This window comes from Streptomyces cinerochromogenes (genome assembly GCF_014648635.1).
In the GTDB taxonomy this organism is placed as follows: Bacteria; Actinomycetota; Actinomycetes; order Streptomycetales; family Streptomycetaceae; genus Streptomyces; species Streptomyces cinerochromogenes.
Genome location: NZ_BMRM01000017.1, coordinates 75,855 through 92,005, shown reverse-complemented (window position 1 = coordinate 92,005; position 16,151 = coordinate 75,855). Strand labels below are relative to the sequence as shown.

General features: G+C 72.5%; 9 protein-coding genes and 1 pseudogene. 7 read left to right on the top strand and 3 right to left on the bottom strand.

Translation table 11 applies throughout. The features are described from left to right. The first annotated feature begins 9 nt into the window (after positions 1 to 9). Complete coding sequence (locus IEZ20_RS29165; RefSeq protein ID WP_189304168.1) at positions 10 to 468, top strand: hypothetical protein; 459 nt, start codon at positions 10 to 12, stop codon at positions 466 to 468. Between the two features lie 85 nt (positions 469 to 553). Next, positions 554 to 2,374, top strand: coding sequence for a chitinase (locus IEZ20_RS29160; protein WP_189304166.1), 1,821 nt, complete (start codon positions 554 to 556; stop codon positions 2,372 to 2,374). Here IEZ20_RS29160 and IEZ20_RS40770 read toward each other — a convergent pair. Next, positions 2,337 to 3,210, bottom strand: a pseudogene (locus tag IEZ20_RS40770) (phosphatase PAP2 family protein); the annotation flags it as partial. The gene IEZ20_RS29160 and the pseudogene IEZ20_RS40770 overlap by 38 nt on opposite strands. Positions 3,211 to 3,331: 121 nt before the next feature. Next, positions 3,332 to 4,666 carry a 4-aminobutyrate--2-oxoglutarate transaminase gene (gene gabT, locus IEZ20_RS29150; RefSeq protein WP_189304164.1) on the bottom strand — a complete coding sequence of 445 codons (1,335 nt, stop codon included), beginning with the start codon at positions 4,664 to 4,666 and terminating at the stop codon, positions 3,332 to 3,334. A gap of 290 nt (positions 4,667 to 4,956) precedes the next feature. On the opposite strand from gabT, the gene IEZ20_RS29145 reads away from it, so the two are divergent. The 4 genes from IEZ20_RS29145 (at position 4,957) to IEZ20_RS29130 (ending at position 11,171) form a co-directional block, all read left to right on the top strand. Then, positions 4,957 to 7,389, top strand: coding sequence for a type IV secretory system conjugative DNA transfer family protein (locus IEZ20_RS29145; protein WP_189304163.1), 2,433 nt, complete (start codon positions 4,957 to 4,959; stop codon positions 7,387 to 7,389). A 107-nt stretch (positions 7,390 to 7,496) separates the two neighbouring features. Beyond that, positions 7,497 to 9,098, top strand: coding sequence for a PucR family transcriptional regulator (locus tag IEZ20_RS29140; RefSeq protein WP_189304162.1), 1,602 nt, complete (start codon positions 7,497 to 7,499; stop codon positions 9,096 to 9,098). Positions 9,099 to 9,247: 149 nt separating this feature from the next. Beyond that, positions 9,248 to 10,693, top strand: a complete 1,446-nt coding sequence (locus tag IEZ20_RS29135) for an aldehyde dehydrogenase family protein (RefSeq protein ID WP_189304161.1) — start codon at positions 9,248 to 9,250, stop codon at positions 10,691 to 10,693. A gap of 157 nt (positions 10,694 to 10,850) precedes the next feature. After that, positions 10,851 to 11,171, top strand: coding sequence for a hypothetical protein (locus tag IEZ20_RS29130; RefSeq protein ID WP_189304160.1), 321 nt, complete (start codon positions 10,851 to 10,853; stop codon positions 11,169 to 11,171). Between the two features lie 57 nt (positions 11,172 to 11,228). Here the strand turns inward: IEZ20_RS29130 and IEZ20_RS29125 are convergent, their stop codons facing one another. Next, a complete protein-coding gene (locus tag IEZ20_RS29125) occupies positions 11,229 to 14,063 on the bottom strand; it encodes a glycoside hydrolase family 3 C-terminal domain-containing protein (RefSeq protein WP_189304159.1) in 2,835 nt (944 codons plus the stop codon). A gap of 349 nt (positions 14,064 to 14,412) precedes the next feature. Between IEZ20_RS29125 and IEZ20_RS29120 the strand changes: the two genes are divergently transcribed. Then, positions 14,413 to 16,125 (top strand): extracellular solute-binding protein, encoded by a 1,713-nt coding sequence (locus IEZ20_RS29120; protein ID WP_189304158.1) that lies wholly within the window; start codon positions 14,413 to 14,415, stop codon positions 16,123 to 16,125. Positions 16,126 to 16,151: the final 26 nt, after the last annotated feature.

Below are 16,151 nucleotides of genomic sequence, written 5' to 3'. Positions count from 1 at the left end.
GGTCTTTCCATGACTGGGGCGAAGACGGCGGTCGAATGGCTGGCATCCGTCGCACCGGATCCCGAGGCCTGCCGCCGGGAGTGGGAACGCGACCCCCTGGGGGTCGCCCTGCTGCCCGCCGGCAAGGCGTGGGACGTCCTGATCCTGCCGGGGCACCTCGGCTATCCGACCCTGGACGTGCTCACCCGCATCCTCGACCAGCCCGGTCCGGTGCTCGTCGGCTCCGGCGACAACCGGGTCGGCTTCCTCGTGCCCCCGGGCACCGCGGCCCGCTGGCTCGGCACCGGGGTCCGTACCGCCGGGGCCGGCACCTGGATCGTCGTGCCGTATCCCGGCCGGGCGACCCGCGGGGTGCGCTGGCTGGTGCCGCCGGACGGCTCGGGGACGCTGACCGATCCGGCGCTGCTGGAACTGGCGATGCACGAGGCCGCGGCCGGGCCGGCCAGGCGACCGGACGAGGACGGGTAGCGGCCCGACACCTTGACAACAGGATTGGTCTGGACCAAGTTGTGTGCGCTCCGCCCCTCCAACTCCCCCGATCCCGGAGGCCCTTGTGGACCGCGCCCGACGTCCCAGACCCGTCCTCACCGCGCTCACCGCGCTCACGGCCGCCCTGCTGGCCGTGCCCGGCATCACCGCGCTCTCGTCGGCCGCCCGTGCGGCCGACGCGGACGTCGCGGTCAACGGCGGCTTCGAGTCCGGCCTGACCGGCTGGACCTGCACGGCCGGTACGACCGTCACCTCACCCGTGCACAGCGGGCGTTCCGCGCTCCAGGCCACCCCGGCCGGCGGCGACAACGCCCAGTGCTCCCAGACGGTGACCGTCCAGCCGAACGCGCAGTACACCCTGTCCGGTTACGTCCGCGGCTCCTACGTCTACCTCGGCGCGAGCGGCACCGGCACCACCGACGTCTCCGCCTGGACCCAGTCCGCCCCCGACTGGCAGCAGCTGAGCACCACCTTCCGCACCGGGGCGACCACCACCAAGGTCACGATCTACACGCACGGCTGGTACGGCACCGGCGCCTACTTCGCCGACGACCTCACCCTCACGGGCCCCGGCGGCAGCGGCACCGGGCAGCCGCCCGCCGCGCCGGCCGGCCTGAGGACCACCACCGTGACCGCGTCCTCCGTCGGCCTGTCCTGGTCCGCGGTGACCGGCGCGACCGGCTACGCGGTCTACCGCGACGGCACCAGGGTCCAGACGGTGACCGGCACCTCGGCGACCGTCTCCGGCCTCGCGGCCTCGACGGCGTACAGCTTCCAGGTCACGGCCGTGAACGACGCCGGCGAGTCCGCGAGGTCCGCCGTCGTGACCGCCACGACCAGCCCCGGCGGCGGTGGCGGCGGCTCGTCCGACCTGCCCGCCCACGCCCTCGTCGGCTACCTGCACGCGAGCTTCGCCAACGGCGCCGGCTACACCCGGCTCGCCGACGTCCCCGACAGCTGGGACGTGATCGACCTGGCCTTCGGCGAGCCCACCTCGGCCACGTCCGGGGACATCCGCTTCAACCGCTGCCCGGTCACCGAATGCCCGAACGTGGAGAGCGACGCCGAGTTCAAGGCGGCGATCAAGGCCAAGCAGGCCGCCGGAAAGAAGGTGCTGATCTCCATCGGCGGCCAGAACGGCCAGGTCCAGCTCACCACGACGGCCGCCCGGGACGCCTTCGTCTCCTCGGTCTCCAGGATCATCGACACCTACGGCCTCGACGGCCTCGACATCGACTTCGAGGGCCACTCGCTGTCCCTGAACGCCGACGACACGGACTTCAGGAACCCGACCACCCCTGTGATCGTGAACCTCATCTCGGCGCTGAAGACCCTGAAGGCCAGGTACGGCGCGGCCTTCGTGCTGACGATGGCGCCGGAGACCTTCTTCGTGCAGAACGGCTACCAGTACTACGGCACCGGCAAGTGGGGCGGCCAGGACCCGCGCTGCGGCGCCTACCTCCCGGTCATCCACGCCCTGCGCGACGACCTGACCCTGCTGCACGTCCAGGACTACAACTCGGGTCCCATCATGGGCCTGGACAACCAGTACCACTCCATGGGCGGCGCCGACTTCCACATCGCCATGACCGACATGCTGCTCACCGGCTTCCCGGTGGCCGGCGACCCGGGCAACGTCTTCCCGCCGCTGCGCCCCGACCAGGTCGCGATCGGCATGCCGGCGTCGACGAACGCGGGCAACGGCTACGTCTCCCCGGCCGAGGTCACCAAGACCCTGGACTGCCTGACGAAGAGGACGAACTGCGGCTCGTACGCCCCGCACGGGACCTGGCCCGCGCTGCGCGGACTGATGACGTGGTCGGTGAACTGGGACCGGTACGCGAACGGGGAGTTCCAGCAGAACTTCGACCGCTACTTCGGCTGAGACCCGGCACGCGGGACAGGGCGGCCAGCAGCACCGTGCCCAGGCACCAGCCGGCCGCCACGTCCAGCGGCCAGTGCCAGCCGTGGCGGACCAGGCCGTACGACACCCCGAGGACGAGGGCCAGGCACCCGGCGACCAGGGCGCGGCGGGCGGCGGGGGAGCGCAGCCAGGGCAGCAGGAGCAGGGTCGCCGAGCCGTACGCGACCGCCGCCGTCGCCGTGTGACCGGACGGGAAGTAGCCGGTCCCCGGGGGCACCACCGGTGTCCCCGGCCGGGCCGTCCACTCCTTCAGCGGTACGACGACCGCCGGGACCAGTGCCATCACCGCGGCCGCGGCGAGCGGCGGCAGCCACCACCGCCCGGTACCGGCACTCCGGCCCCGCCAGGCCGCGTAACCGAGGGCCGCGGCGAGCACGGGGAGCGCCACCTGGACGTTGCCGAGATCGGAGAGGAGCTGGGAGAGGCGGTCCGGGTGGACGAGGGCCCGGCTGGCGTCCGCGTCCAGCCGGAGCAGCGGCCCGTCGACGAGGACCTGCCAGGTGACGAGGGCCAGGACGACCGCCGGGAGGACCAGGAGCAGCATGGGCCCAGCTTGGCAGAGAGCCGGCGGGAAGGAGGTCGGCCGCCCCGGAACAGGGGGGGTGGTTCCGAGGCGGCCGTCCGGACCGGAACGTCGCGCGCCCCGGGGGGTTTGGGGCGGCGACCGTCCGATCGGTGAGGAGATCCCGGAGCCGTCAGGCGCCGGTTGTGTGCGCGAGGGCACGACCAGGTCGAAGCTGGGGAGGCCTCGGCCCGGTGTCCGTCCGCAGTCCCCTGTGGACGGGTGTATCTCTCATCTGGAGAGAACCTACGGCAGGCCGGGGCGCTTGGGCAGACGGAACCCGCTCCCGTCATCCACCCCGCACACCTTCTTCACACGGCCTGCCGCAGGCGTCCCTCCTCCGGGAGAGGACCCGCTCAGATGCGCGCGAACGCCTGCTCGATGATGTCGAGGCCCTCGTTCAGCAGGTCCTCGCCGATCACCAGCGGGGGCAGGAAGCGGAGCACGTTGCCGTAGGTGCCGCAGGTCAGGACCAGCAGGCCCTCGGCGTGGCAGGCCTTGGCGAGCGCGGCGGTGGCCTCGGGGTTCGGCTGCTTGGTGGCCCGGTCCTTGACCAGCTCGATGGCGATCATCGCGCCGCGCCCGCGCACGTCACCGATGATGTCGAACTTCTCGGCCATCGCGGCGAGGCGGCCCTTCATGACCTCCTCGATGCGCTTGGCCTTGCCGTTGAGGTCCTGCTCCTTCATGGTCTCGATGGCACCGAGCGCACCCGCGCAGGCGACGGGGTTGCCGCCGTAGGTACCACCCAGCCCACCGGCGTGCGCGGCGTCCATGATCTCGGCGCGCCCGGTGACGGCGGCGAGCGGCAGACCGCCGGCGATGCCCTTGGCGGTGGTGATGAGGTCCGGGACGATGCCCTCGTCCTCGCAGGCGAACCACTGCCCGGTCCGGCAGAAACCGGACTGGATCTCGTCGGCGACGAAGACGATGCCGTTGTCGGCGGCGAACTGGCGGATCGCCGGCAGGAAGCCCTTGGCGGGCTCGATGAAGCCGCCCTCGCCGAGGACCGGCTCGATGATGATCGCGGCGACGTTGTCCGGGCCGACCTGCTTGGTGATCTGGTCGATGGCCTGCGCGGCGGCCTCGGGGCCGGCGTTCTCCGGGCCGGTCGGCCAGCGGTAGCCGTACGCCACCGGCACGCGGTACACCTCGGGGGCGAACGGCCCGAAGCCGTGCTTGTACGGCATGTTCTTGGCGGTGAGCGCCATGGTCAGGTTGGTCCGCCCGTGGTACCCGTGGTCGAAGACCACCACGGCCTGCCGCTTGGTGTACGCACGCGCGATCTTGACGGCGTTCTCGACGGCCTCGGCGCCGGAGTTGAACAGCGCGGACTTCTTGGCGTGGTCACCCGGGGTCAGCTCGGCCAGCGCCTCCGCGACCTCCACGTAGCCCTCGTACGGGGTGACCATGAAACAGGTGTGGGTGAAGTCGGCGAGCTGGGCGCTCGCCCGCCGGACGACGGCCTCGGCGGAGGCGCCGACGGAGGTCACGGCGATACCGGAACCGAAGTCGATGAGCCGGTTGCCGTCGACGTCCTCGATGATGCCGCCGCCCGCGCGCGTGGTGAACACGGGCAGCACGGAGCCCACGCCCTGTGCGACCGCGGCGGTACGGCGGGCCTGAAGCTCCTGCGACTTCGGGCCGGGGATGGCGGTGACGACGCGGCGCTCCTGCGGAAGTGCGGTCATGGGGGCTCCCTGATGATCTTGCGTACCGGGCGGTCCCGGGGTGTTCCGGGCGGTGCGTTTTCGGACGCATACCTTCTTTTCTCGCAGGCTAAGACCGCTTCTGGGGGGTGGGCATGCTCCATGTGGGCGTTGTCGACGGCTCCCGTTGTCCGCCGTGGACATAGCCCACCCGGGCGCCCCCTGCCGCTTCCGGGCATGTAAGCGGTGAACTCCCCTTCCCGGGGCGTTAGATTGACTCGCTGATGACGGACGGAACGGCGGACGGACTCGCTGGTCAGGGGGCAGGCTCGATGAACAGCGACAGCACGCGGGACCCACGCGGCACGCACCCGAACCCTGTACCACGGCCCATGGCTTCGACGGAGGGGGTGGGGGTGCCGCCGATGCCGACGCGGGCCCCTGACCTGCCGGGCTCGGCCGTCCAGCCCCCGGCCGCCCACCCCCCGTACGCCCCCCCGCCTCCCCGCTCGCCCGTCGCCGACTGGGTGGACGAGCCGCGCCCGGCCGTCCAGCCCGGTATCTGGCGCTTCGGCTACCGCCCGGCCAAGGTCCCGCCGGGCGGGGAGCGCCTGGCTCCCGTCACGATCGTCGGCTTCGTCGTCCCGCTGGTGGTGGGGCTCCTTCTGTGGTCGCTGTGGCGGCACGGCAGCGTGCCCTACCAGTGGGCCGTCCTGCAGCTGCTCACCCCGGACGACTGGTGGTGGGCGGGAACGACGTCACCGAAGGGCTACCAGGGCGTAGAGGCCATCACGGTCGCCGACGGTGTGGTCTTCGCGATCCTCGTCTTCGCCATGGCGCGCCTCGGCAGCTGGCCCGACATCATTCGGCATGTCGTCACTCGCCGCGCACAGCCCGCTCGCGCCCTGATCGCCGCTCTGGGCGCACTCGTGGCTCTGGCCTTCGTCTTCCCCGGCGCCTTCGGCCTCGGCTGGGACGCCCTGCCCGTGCAGGATCCACTGTTCTCCCTCATCGTTCTGGTCACCGGCGACTACGCGGTGTTCGGGTCGGAGCTGCTCACGGACGGGCTGTACGCGCTCATCACGCTGCTGGTGCTGTGGCCGTTCGCCCGGATCGGGGGCTGGCTGCCCTTCGTCAAGGAGGCGATCGCCGCGCGCGGGCGGGCCAAGCCGGTCCAGGTCGTCGAGCCGGCCGTCGACCGGCGGCCGTCGCACTGGCCTCAGCTGCGGGACGCAGGCCAGCACCAGGCCGCTGACCTGCTCACCGCCGAGCTGTGCGCCGGACGGATGAACGATGTGGACTGTGCGCGGGTCGGTCACATGTGGACCGTGGCCCAGGGCCGTGTGCGACTCTCCTCCTTCACCGAGACGGTGCTCCGCGAGGGCGCTGCCGCCTGGACCCACCCTTCCGGCGCCCGCGACCTGCCGGGCCGGTCCGCCCGGCACGACCTGCTGGCCCGGGAGGTACGCATCGGCCAGTGGGCCGCCGGCGACCGCACGCCGCCGGCCTACGCCGGAGCCGGTGCGGCGCTCGGACCCGACACCCTCGGCACCTCGCTGCTGGCCGTGGGGCCCTCCGGGTCCGGCAAGACGGCTCACCTCATCCGGCCCGTCGTCGAGTCGCTCGGCCTGCAGGCCCTCGCCGGGCAGTGCGCGGTCGTCACCGTCTGCGCGGCCGGGACGCCCCTGGGCCCTGACTCCTCGTACGACGTCGTCGTGAGGCTCGGAGACCCTGCGTCCGTGTACGACCTGGACCCCTATGCGGACTCCGAGGACCCGGACGAGGTGGCGGCCTTCCTCGCGGAGGGGCTGGCCGGCGATCTGGACACGATCAGCGGACAGCGGGCCGCCACCGCGCTGGCCCAGCTCCTCGGGCCGTACCGGGCCGCGTTCGGACGCTTCCCGACCCTGCCCCAGCTCAGGGAGCTGCTGGAAGGCGAGCCCTCGGCCCTGTCCGCGCTGCGCGCTGCGCTGGCGGGGGAGGAGCACACCGTGATGCGCCGCGAGCTGGACGCGCGCGCCCGGCAGTCGGGCAGTGCGGGCGATCCAGGCCCGGTTCTGGCCGACCGCCTGGCCGCGCTGGACCGGCCGGCGTTCGCCGAGTTCTTCGGCGCGGACCAGGGGCAGGCCCGGCCGTTCTCGCTGCGCGCCGTCGCCCACCATCCGCTGCGCGTCCGGATCGACCTACCCGACCGCGGCCACGACGAGGCGTCCCGGCTGATCACCCGCCTTCTGCTCGCCCAGTTCACCGCCGTGGCCACGGCGGGCGAACGGACCCACTTCGTCTGTCTCGTCCTGGACGACGCCACCAGTGCCGTGACAGCGGAGTCGGTCCGACGCATTCAACGCCTGCGCTCCCGTAACGCGGGTGTGGTGCTCGCCCTGCGCACCGTCGGTGACGTCCCCGAGGCGCTGCACGGGCCTCTGTACGCGGCCGTGGGCTGTCGCATGGCCTTCTCCGGCGTGACCACCTGGGACGGCAGCCGGTTCGCGGAGGCCTGGGGCACGCAGTGGGTGGAGACCCGGGACGTGGCCCGGCACACGGTCTTCGCGGACCAGCCGATGACCCGCGCGATCCATGCCCTGCGCAAGCTGGTCACCGGGAAGGCGGTGACCACGGAGGCCGTCACCGTCCGCCAGGTCGAGCGGGAGCGTTGGTCGGCTTCCGAGTTGGCTCATGGGGTGCCGCCGGGGCATGCCGTGTTGTCGTTGACCACCGTGCAGGGGGAGCACGCGCCGCCGTTGCTGGTGGATCTGCGGGGGTGAGGGGCCAGCGTGGGGTCGTACGGTGAGGCAGAATCGGGGTAGGCCGTTCATACACGGCGGCCAAAAGATCACCGCGATCGCCGGATCTCCCTCACCGTGAAGGCCCCATGCCCCCGACTCTCGCCTCGCTCGTCCACCACTCCGCGCTGAAGCTGACCGTGCGCGCGGGCGAGGACCGCCTGGACGTGCCCGTCCGCTGGGCGCACGTCAGTGAGCTGGCCGATCCCGTGCCGTACATGGAGGGCGGCGAGCTGCTGCTGATCACCGCGCTCAAGCTGGACGCGGAGGATCCGGAGGCCATGCGGCGGTACGTGCGGCGGCTGGCCGGCGCCGGCGTGGTCGGGCTCGGGTTCGCCGTGGGGGTCAATTACGAGGAGATCCCGAAGGCTCTCGTCGACGCCTGCGCCGAGGAGGGGCTGCCGTTGCTGGAGGTGCCCCGCCGCACCCCCTTCCTCGCCATCAGCAAGGCCGTCTCCGCCGCCATCGCCGCCGACCAGTACCGGGCGGTCACGGCGGGCTTCGCCGCCCAGCGCGAGCTGACGAAGCAGGCGCTGAACACCGGCCCGGAGGGGGTGCTCGGCGCGCTCGCCGCCCAGGTCGACGGCTGGGCCGCGCTGTACGACGCCTCGGGCGCCGTCGTCGCCGCCGCGCCGGAGTGGGCCGGCCGCCGTGCCGCCCGGCTCACCGCCGAGGTGGAGCGGCTGCGGGAGCGGCCCGCCCCCGCCTCCTCCGTCGTCGGCGGCCCGGACCACGAGGACCGGGTGGAGCTGCACAGCCTAGGCACCGGCCGCCGCCCGCGGGCCGCGCTCGCCGTGGGGACGGCCGCCGCGCTCGGCACCGCCGAACGGTACGCCGTCCACTCCGCCATCGCCCTGCTCACCCTCACCACCGAACGCTCCCGCTCCCTGCACGCGGCCGAGCAGCGCGTCGGCGCGGCGGTGCTGCGCATGCTCCTCGCCGGGGAGCCCGACCACGCCCGGGCGGTCGCCGGGGACCTGTACGGCGGGCTGCTGGACGCCCCGTTCCGGATGATCGTCGCCGAGTCCGAGTCCGGGTCCGGCGCGGCGGGCGAGGCGCTGGGCGAACTCGCGGAGAGCATGGAGTCCGCGGCGGCGCGGGCCGGGGAGGCCGTGCTGGTCGTGCCGGAGGGCGAGCGGCTGGTGGTGCTGGCCGCCGACGAGGGCGCCGCGGTCTCCGCGTGCTCCGCGTACGCGGCGGCGCTGGAGGCGGGGCGGACGGCGAGCGCGGGGCGGACGGCGAGCGAGCAGGGGCGGGCGGACGAGGGCGAACTGGTCGTCGGCCTGTCGGCGCCCGCGGGGCCGATCGCGGCGTCGGCGGCGTACAAGCAGGCCGAGCAGGCGCTGTCGGTGGCGCGGCGGCGGGGGCGGGTGTTCGTGGAGCACGAGCAGCTGGCCGCCGGGTCGGTCCTGCCGCTGCTGGCCGACGACGCGGTGAAGGCCTTCGCCGACGGGCTCCTGCGGGCGCTGCACGAGCACGACGCCACGGGACGCGGTGACCTCGTCGCCTCGCTGCGGGCGTGGCTGTCCCGGCACGGCCAGTGGGACGCCGCCGCGGCCGACCTGGGCGTGCACCGGCACACCCTGCGGTACCGGATGCGCCGGGTCGAGGAGATCCTCGGACGGAGCCTGGACGACCCCGACGTCCGGATGGAGCTGTGGCTCGCCCTGAAGGCGACGTCGGCCGAGTGACCGACGCGGGCGGCCCATCTCGCCAATCCGTAGTGCCCCCCACCGAAACTGCTACGACTCGGATAAACGACCCCCGGTCCGCCCCGCCCTACCGTGGAGCACGCAAGCCAAGCAGTACACCTCCAACGCGGAAGGGCCGGGACTCGTACATGACTTCCACCCATGCCTTCTGGCTCGCCGGCCGCCAGGTCACCGGCGAGGACACCTTCGACGTCACCTCCCCGTGGGACGGCCGGCTCGTCGGCAAGGTCAGCGTGCCGGACGACGCCCAGGTCGAGGAGGCCGTGGCCGCCGCGTACGCCGTCCGCGACGAGTTCGCCGGCACCCCGGCGCACGTGCGTGCCGCCGCGCTCGACCACGTCAGCAAGCGGCTGGCGGAGCGCACCGAGGAGATCGCCCGGCTGATCTCCGCCGAGAACGGCAAGCCGATCAAGTGGGCCCGGGGCGAGGTCGGCCGCGCGGTCTCCGTGTTCCGGTTCGCCGCCGAGGAGGCCCGCCGGTTCAACGGCGGCGAGGCCCAGCGCCTCGACACCGACGCCGGCGGCCAGGGCCGGCTCGGGCTGACCCGCCGCTTCCCGAAGGGTGTCGTGCTCGGCATCGCGCCCTTCAACTTCCCGCTGAACCTGTGCGCGCACAAGGTCGCCCCGGCGATCGCCGCCGGCGCCCCGATCATCCTGAAGCCGGCCCCCGCCACCCCGCTGTCCGGTCTGATCCTCGGCGAGCTGCTCGCCGAGACCGACCTGCCGGCCGGGTCGTGGAGCATCCTCCCGGTGCCGAACGACAAGATGCCCGCCCTCGTCCAGGACGAGCGTCTGCCGGTCATCTCCTTCACCGGTTCCGAGAAGGTCGGCTACGCGATCATGGACTCGGTGCCGCGCAAGCACTGCACCCTGGAGCTGGGCGGCAACGGCGCCGCGGTCGTCCTCGGCGACTTCGCCTCCGACGCCGACCTGGACTGGGCCGCGACCCGCATCGCGACCTTCTCCAACTACCAGGGCGGCCAGTCCTGCATCTCGGTGCAGCGCGTCATCGCCGACGCGTCCGTGTACGACCGGCTGCTGCCGCGCATCGTCGCCGCCGTCGAGGCGCAGGTCACCGGTGACCCGTCCGACGACAAGACCGACGTCGGCCCGCTGGTCAGCGAGGACGCCGCCAAGCGCGTCGAGTCCTGGGTGAAGGAGGCCGTCGAGGCCGGCGCCACCCTGCTCACCGGCGGCGACCGGGACGGTGCCTCCTACGCGCCGACCGTGCTCGCCGACGTGCCGGCGGGCACCACCCTGGCCTGCGAGGAGGTCTTCGGGCCGGTCCTCACCGTGCAGAAGGTGGACGGCGAGGCCGAGGCGTTCGCCGCGGTCAACGACTCCAAGTACGGCCTCCAGGCGGGCGTGTTCACCCACGACCTGCAGGTCGCCTTCCGTGCCCACCGCGCCCTGGAGGTCGGCGGTGTGGTGATCGGCGACGTCCCGTCCTACCGCGCCGACCAGATGCCGTACGGCGGTGCCAAGCAGTCCGGTGTGGGCCGCGAGGGCGTGCGGTTCGCGATGGAGGACTACACCTACGAGCGCGTGCTGGTCCTGACCGGCCTCGCGCTCTGACCTGCCACGGACAGGTCGGGAACAGAACGGCCGCAGCCCACTGTGCGGGGGCTGCGGCCGTTCGCCGTTCCCTCTCGCTCTCGCTGAGGCAATCCGGAAGGGCTCCGCGGACGTACCCACACTGGGGCCGCACCCCAGAGGAAGAAGGAGGGCCGTCATGCGAGCAACACGCGCGAGGCGCCTCTTCGCGGTGTCCGCGGCGGCCGGCCTGCTGATGGCCGGCGGCGCCGCGATCGGTGCAGCGGGCACGGCCTCGGCGGCTGCCCCTGCCGCGCCCACCCAGGTCACCGACGACTGGTGCTGGGGCGCTCACGACTGGCGCTGCTCCGACCACCGCTTCGACCACCGCTTCGACCACCGCTTCGACCACCGCTTCGACCACCGGTTTGACGACCGGTTTGACCATCGCTTCGATCACCGGTTCGATCACCGCTTCGACAACGGATCCGTCGTGATCATCGTGGTTCGCCAGCGGTGACGGAGCCGCTGCCTTCCGGTGCCGGGTCCCTTCCCGGTGCCGGGCTTCTCCGGACCCTCAACCGGAGAAGCCGACGTGCGCCAGCCGCAGGGGGCCGCGCAGCGCGAGGCGGACGTCGTGGACGCCCTCGGCGACCAGGGCGGCGGTCACCCTGGTGTAGGAGTACGGGCCGGCCGTGGGGGTGTCCGGCGTGAGGGTGGCGAGGACCGGGCCGCCGTCCAGGGAGAGTTCCAGGGTGCCCTCGCCCGCCAGATCGGCCGACACCTCGCTCACGCCCGCGCCGAAGTCGCAGGCACGGTAGACCAGTTCGGCCGTCCCGCCGTGGGCCGGGGTCACCGCGTCGCCCGCCGCCTTCGTCCGGTCCACGATCGCGATGCCGGACTGCTCGTCGAAGCCGGCACCGGCCAGGCCGCGCTCCCGTGCCCTGCGCGGCGCCGGCGGCGGGCCGTCCAGGTGCACGGTCGTCCGCAGCCGCACGTCCGCGCTGGACGCGCCCAGCAGGAGTTCGTACGGTCCCCCCTCCAGGTGCCAGCCGCCCTGCCGCACGTCCCAGAACTCCAGCGCCGACAGCGGGACCTCGAAGGAGACGGCGGCCGTCTCGCCGGGCGCGAGGGTGATCCGGCGGTGGTCCAGCAGCTCGCGGCGCGGGCGGGCCGCCGAGGGCTCCACCGCCCGGCCGTACAGCTGCACCACCTCGTCCGCCGTCCGGTCCCCGGTGTTGGTGACCGTGCAGCTCACCAGCACCGAGTCCGCCTCCACCCGGGCCGCCGGGCCGGCGTACGCGAACGACGCGTACGACAGGCCGTGACCGAAGGGGAAGAGCGGGGTGCCGTCGAAGTAGAGATAGGTCTGGCGGCTGCCGATCACGTCGTAGTCCAGCAGGTCGGGCAGGTCGGCGTCGGAGGCGTACCAGGTCTGGGGGAGGCGGCCGGCGGGGGAGACGTCGCCGGCCAGCACCCGGGCCAGGGCCGTGCCCGCCGCCTGGCCGCCGTGCGCGGTCCAGAGCGCGGCCGGCAGCCGGACCGTGTCCACCGCGTACGGGTACGCCGACACCAGTACCAGCACGGTGCGCGGGTTGGCGGCCCGGGCCGCGTGCAGCAGCCGCCGCTGGTGCTCCGGCAGCAGCAGGGTCGTACGGTCCTCGGTCTCGCGGCCGTTGATGTGCGGGTCGTTGCCCGCCACCACCACGACGACGTCGGCCCCGGCCGCCGCCCGGGCCACGGCCTCCTCGCCCCGCTCGACCGTGACCACCTCGAAGACGTCGCCCGTGTCGGCAACCTTCACGCCGTCGGCGGCGACCCGCACATGACGGCCCGTGCCCAGGTGCTCGAGGAGGTGACCCCCGCGGTGCGGTTCCAGACGGAACGTCTCCTGGACGACCCAGCCGCCGGGCTGGTCGGCGGAGGCACGCAGGTACCCGTCCTCGGCGACCGAGAGATAGCGGCCGTCGGGGGCGCGCAGCGTCAGCACCCCCTCGCCCCAGTCGGCCAGCGCGAACTCGGTGCCGGTCGCGTCCGTGGTCAGCGGCGGCAGGTCGGTGCGTCCGGACAGCAGCGCGGGGTCCAGCGCGCCCTCGGCGGCACGGGCCCGGTCCGGGGCCTCGGCCGGCGGCACGGACAGGAACGCGCCGGCCGCCGTCCGCAGCCGGACCCGGTCCACGCCCTCGGCGAACTCCACGTGCTCCGCGCCGAACCGCTCGTACAGGCCCTCCAGGGGGGTCGAGCGATGGATGAGGGTGCCGCTGTACCAGTCGAGCTTGCACTCGTCGGCGAGCGGCCCGACGACCGCGATCCGGGTGCCCGGGGCGAGGGGCAGCAGGTCGTCGTCGTTCTTCAGCAGCACGATCGCCTGCTCGGCGGCCTCCCGCGCGAGCTCCCGGTGGGCCGGGGTGTCGAACTCGCCGGTGCCCGCGTGCGGGTCGTAGTGCGGGTCGAACTCACCGAGCCGGAAGCGGACCGAGAGCTGGCGGCGCACGGCGGTGTCGATGTCCGCCTCGGTCAGCAGGCCCTGCTCCACCGCCCCCCTGACCCGCGCGGTGATCGGCGAGGAGTCCGTGCCGTGGTCCGTGAAGCTGTCCACGCCGGCCAGCAGCGCCGCCGCGGTGGCCTCCTCGTGGGTGTCGAAGTAGTGCTCGGCGTCGACCAGGTTGGAGGGCGCGCCCGCGTCCGAGCAGACCAGGAGCTCCTCGTCGGTCCAGGTGCGCAACTGCTCGCGCAGGTACGGGGAGACGTGGTTGGGGCGGCCGTTGACCAGGTTGTAGGCGGGCATCACCCCCGCCACCGCCCCCGCCTCGACGGTCTCCCGGAAGGCGCGCAGGTCGTATTCGTGCAGCACCCGGGGGCGTACGGAGGCCGAGGAGGTGGCCCGGTCCGTCTCGTTGTTGTGCGCCAGCCAGTGCTTCAGCACGGGCGCGGTGCGCCAGTACACCGGGTGGTCGCCGCGCAGGCCCCGCGTGTACGCCGTGGCGATGGCCGAGGTCAGCTTCGGGTCCTCCGCGTAGCCCTCCTCGTTGCGGCCCCACAGGGGGTGGCGCAGCAGGTTCACCGTCGGGGACCAGACGTTGAGGCCGACCCGGTCGTCCCGGGCGCGCATCGCCCGCGCCTCCTTGGAGACCGCCTCGCCGATCCGGCGCACCAGCTCCGGGTTCCAGGTCGCGCCGAGACCGACCGCCTGCGGGAACACCGTCGCCGGGCCCATCCAGGCCACGCCGTGCAGGGCCTCCTGTCCGGTGCGCCAGGCGGCGATGCCGAGCCGCTCCACGGCGGGCGCGAACTGGTGCAGGAAGGAGATCTTCTCGTCCAGGGTGAGGCGCGCCAGCAGATCGTCGATGCGCTTCGCGAACGGCAGGTGCGGATCGCGGAAAGGCGGTGTGGACGGCGAGTCAACGGTCACGGGCGGTTCCCCTTGCGCATGGAGCGAGATGGCTCATTCGAAGCGCTTCGATGCTCGGTTGACCGGCGTCGGGGTGTCAAGGTGTCGGGCCGAAAGACGGCCGACTTTCCACCACCGTCACAAGGCCCGGCCGACTCCGTCCGAGCCTGTCGGGGAACGGAGGAATCTTGGGAACGACCCTTGTGCGCCCCCACGTGTTCACTTAACCTCGCAGCAACTTCGAAGCGCTTCGACTGCTCTGCTCTGCTCTGTCCCGGCAGTCGCGCTTCCGCTCAGCCGGATCCACTGAAGACACCGCAGCCGACGGCCCACCGCCGGGTGTCCTGGTGCGCCATGAAGGGTTGACGCAATGACGCCGAACGCCGCCTCCGCCTCCTCCGCGCCCAGCCGGAGAGGCTCCCCGAGCAGGAGGAGCTTCCTCGCCTCCACCGCGGTCGCCGCCGCGGCGGTCGCCGGCGGGACGCCGCTGCTCACCGCCTGCGGCGGCTCGGACAAGGGCGCGCGGGAGGGCACCACCTCGGGCAAGGCGGCGAGGAAGATCCTGCCGGCCTACGTGGCCAGCAGCGTGGTGACGCCGGACATCCCGTCCAGGAACGGCTCGTCCATGGGCTTCACCGGCAGGCTCGACGTCGCCACCCTCAAGACCTCGGTCCCGAAGAAGCTCGGCAAGGGCGGGCAGGTCACCGTCATGTCGCCGTTCTGGGGCTCACCGCCGAAGCAGAACAACCCCTACTACACGTCGATGAACGACCTGATCGGCGTCGACGTCCGGTGGCGCAACCAGGACGGCAACACCTACGACCAGAAGCTCGGCGCGGTCCTCGCCTCCAGCGACGTCCCGGACGTGGTCGTCGTCCCCAGCTGGAACATGATGGGCAAGATCCCGAGCGCCATCATCAGCAAGTTCGCCGACCTCGGCCCGTACCTGTCCGGGGACCGGGCCAAGGAGTACCCCAACCTCGCGGCGATCCCCAGCGACGCCTGGCAGCGCTCCATCTTCGGCGGCAGGCTGATGGGCCTGCCCCAGCCCGCCCCGTCCGTCCAGACCATCGTGCCCCTCTACCGCCGGGACGTCTTCGACAAGGAGGGCTACGAGATCCCGCACTCCGCCGACGAGTTCATGGCCCTGTGCAAGGACATCACCAACGCCAGGGCCAAGCGGTGGGCCTGCGGTGACATGAAGTGGACCGCGATGAACACCTTCGGCGTGCTCGGGGGCGGGGAGAAGCCGCTGTGGTGGAACCTGGTCGACGGCAAGCTGATCAACCGCATCGAGACCCCGGAGTACCTCGAGGCCATCGAGTGGACGCGCAAGCTGTTCGCCGCCGGAGTCGTCCACCCCGACTTCAGGCTGGGCAAGAGCCAGGCGACCGACCCCGCCCCCAAGTTCGCCGCCGGCGAGTTCCTCATCTGGAACAACAACATCGTCCACTGGTACGGCCAGCAGGCCTCCCAGGCCACCCAGAACCCCGACTTCAAGATCTGGGGCATGGACATCTGGAACCACGACGGCGGTGACCCGACGCTGTACGCCCAGAACCCGGCCGGCATCTTCGCCTTCGTCAACAAGAAGGCCTCCGAGTCCGTCATCCGCGATGTGCTGGCGGTCGCCAACGTCACCGCGGCGCCCTACGGCACCAAGGAGTGGATGATGACCAACTACGGTGTCGAGGGCACCCACTACACGATCAGGAACGGCGTCCCCGTCAAGAACGACAAGGGCAACAACGAGGTCAACAACGCCTACGTCATGGTGGCGAGCCCCGCCGCCACCACCGCCCACCCCGACCTGCCGGACTACACCAAGGCCATGGTCGAGTGGGAGCAGCGGATGGGCGCCTTCACCAAGAAGTCCTCGTTCTGGGGCCTGCAGATCACCGAGCCCTCCCGCTACACCAACCTCGCCAACGACTTCGAGCAGCTGGAAGACGACATCATCCGCGGCCACAAGAAGATCGGCGACATGCAGCAGGCCGTCTCCGACTGGAAGACCAAGGGCGGCGACAAGCTGCGCGACTGGTACAAGAAGCTTCTCGACGAGAACGGTCCGGCGGCGAGCTGACCGGGTTCCGAGGCAAGGAGAACAGC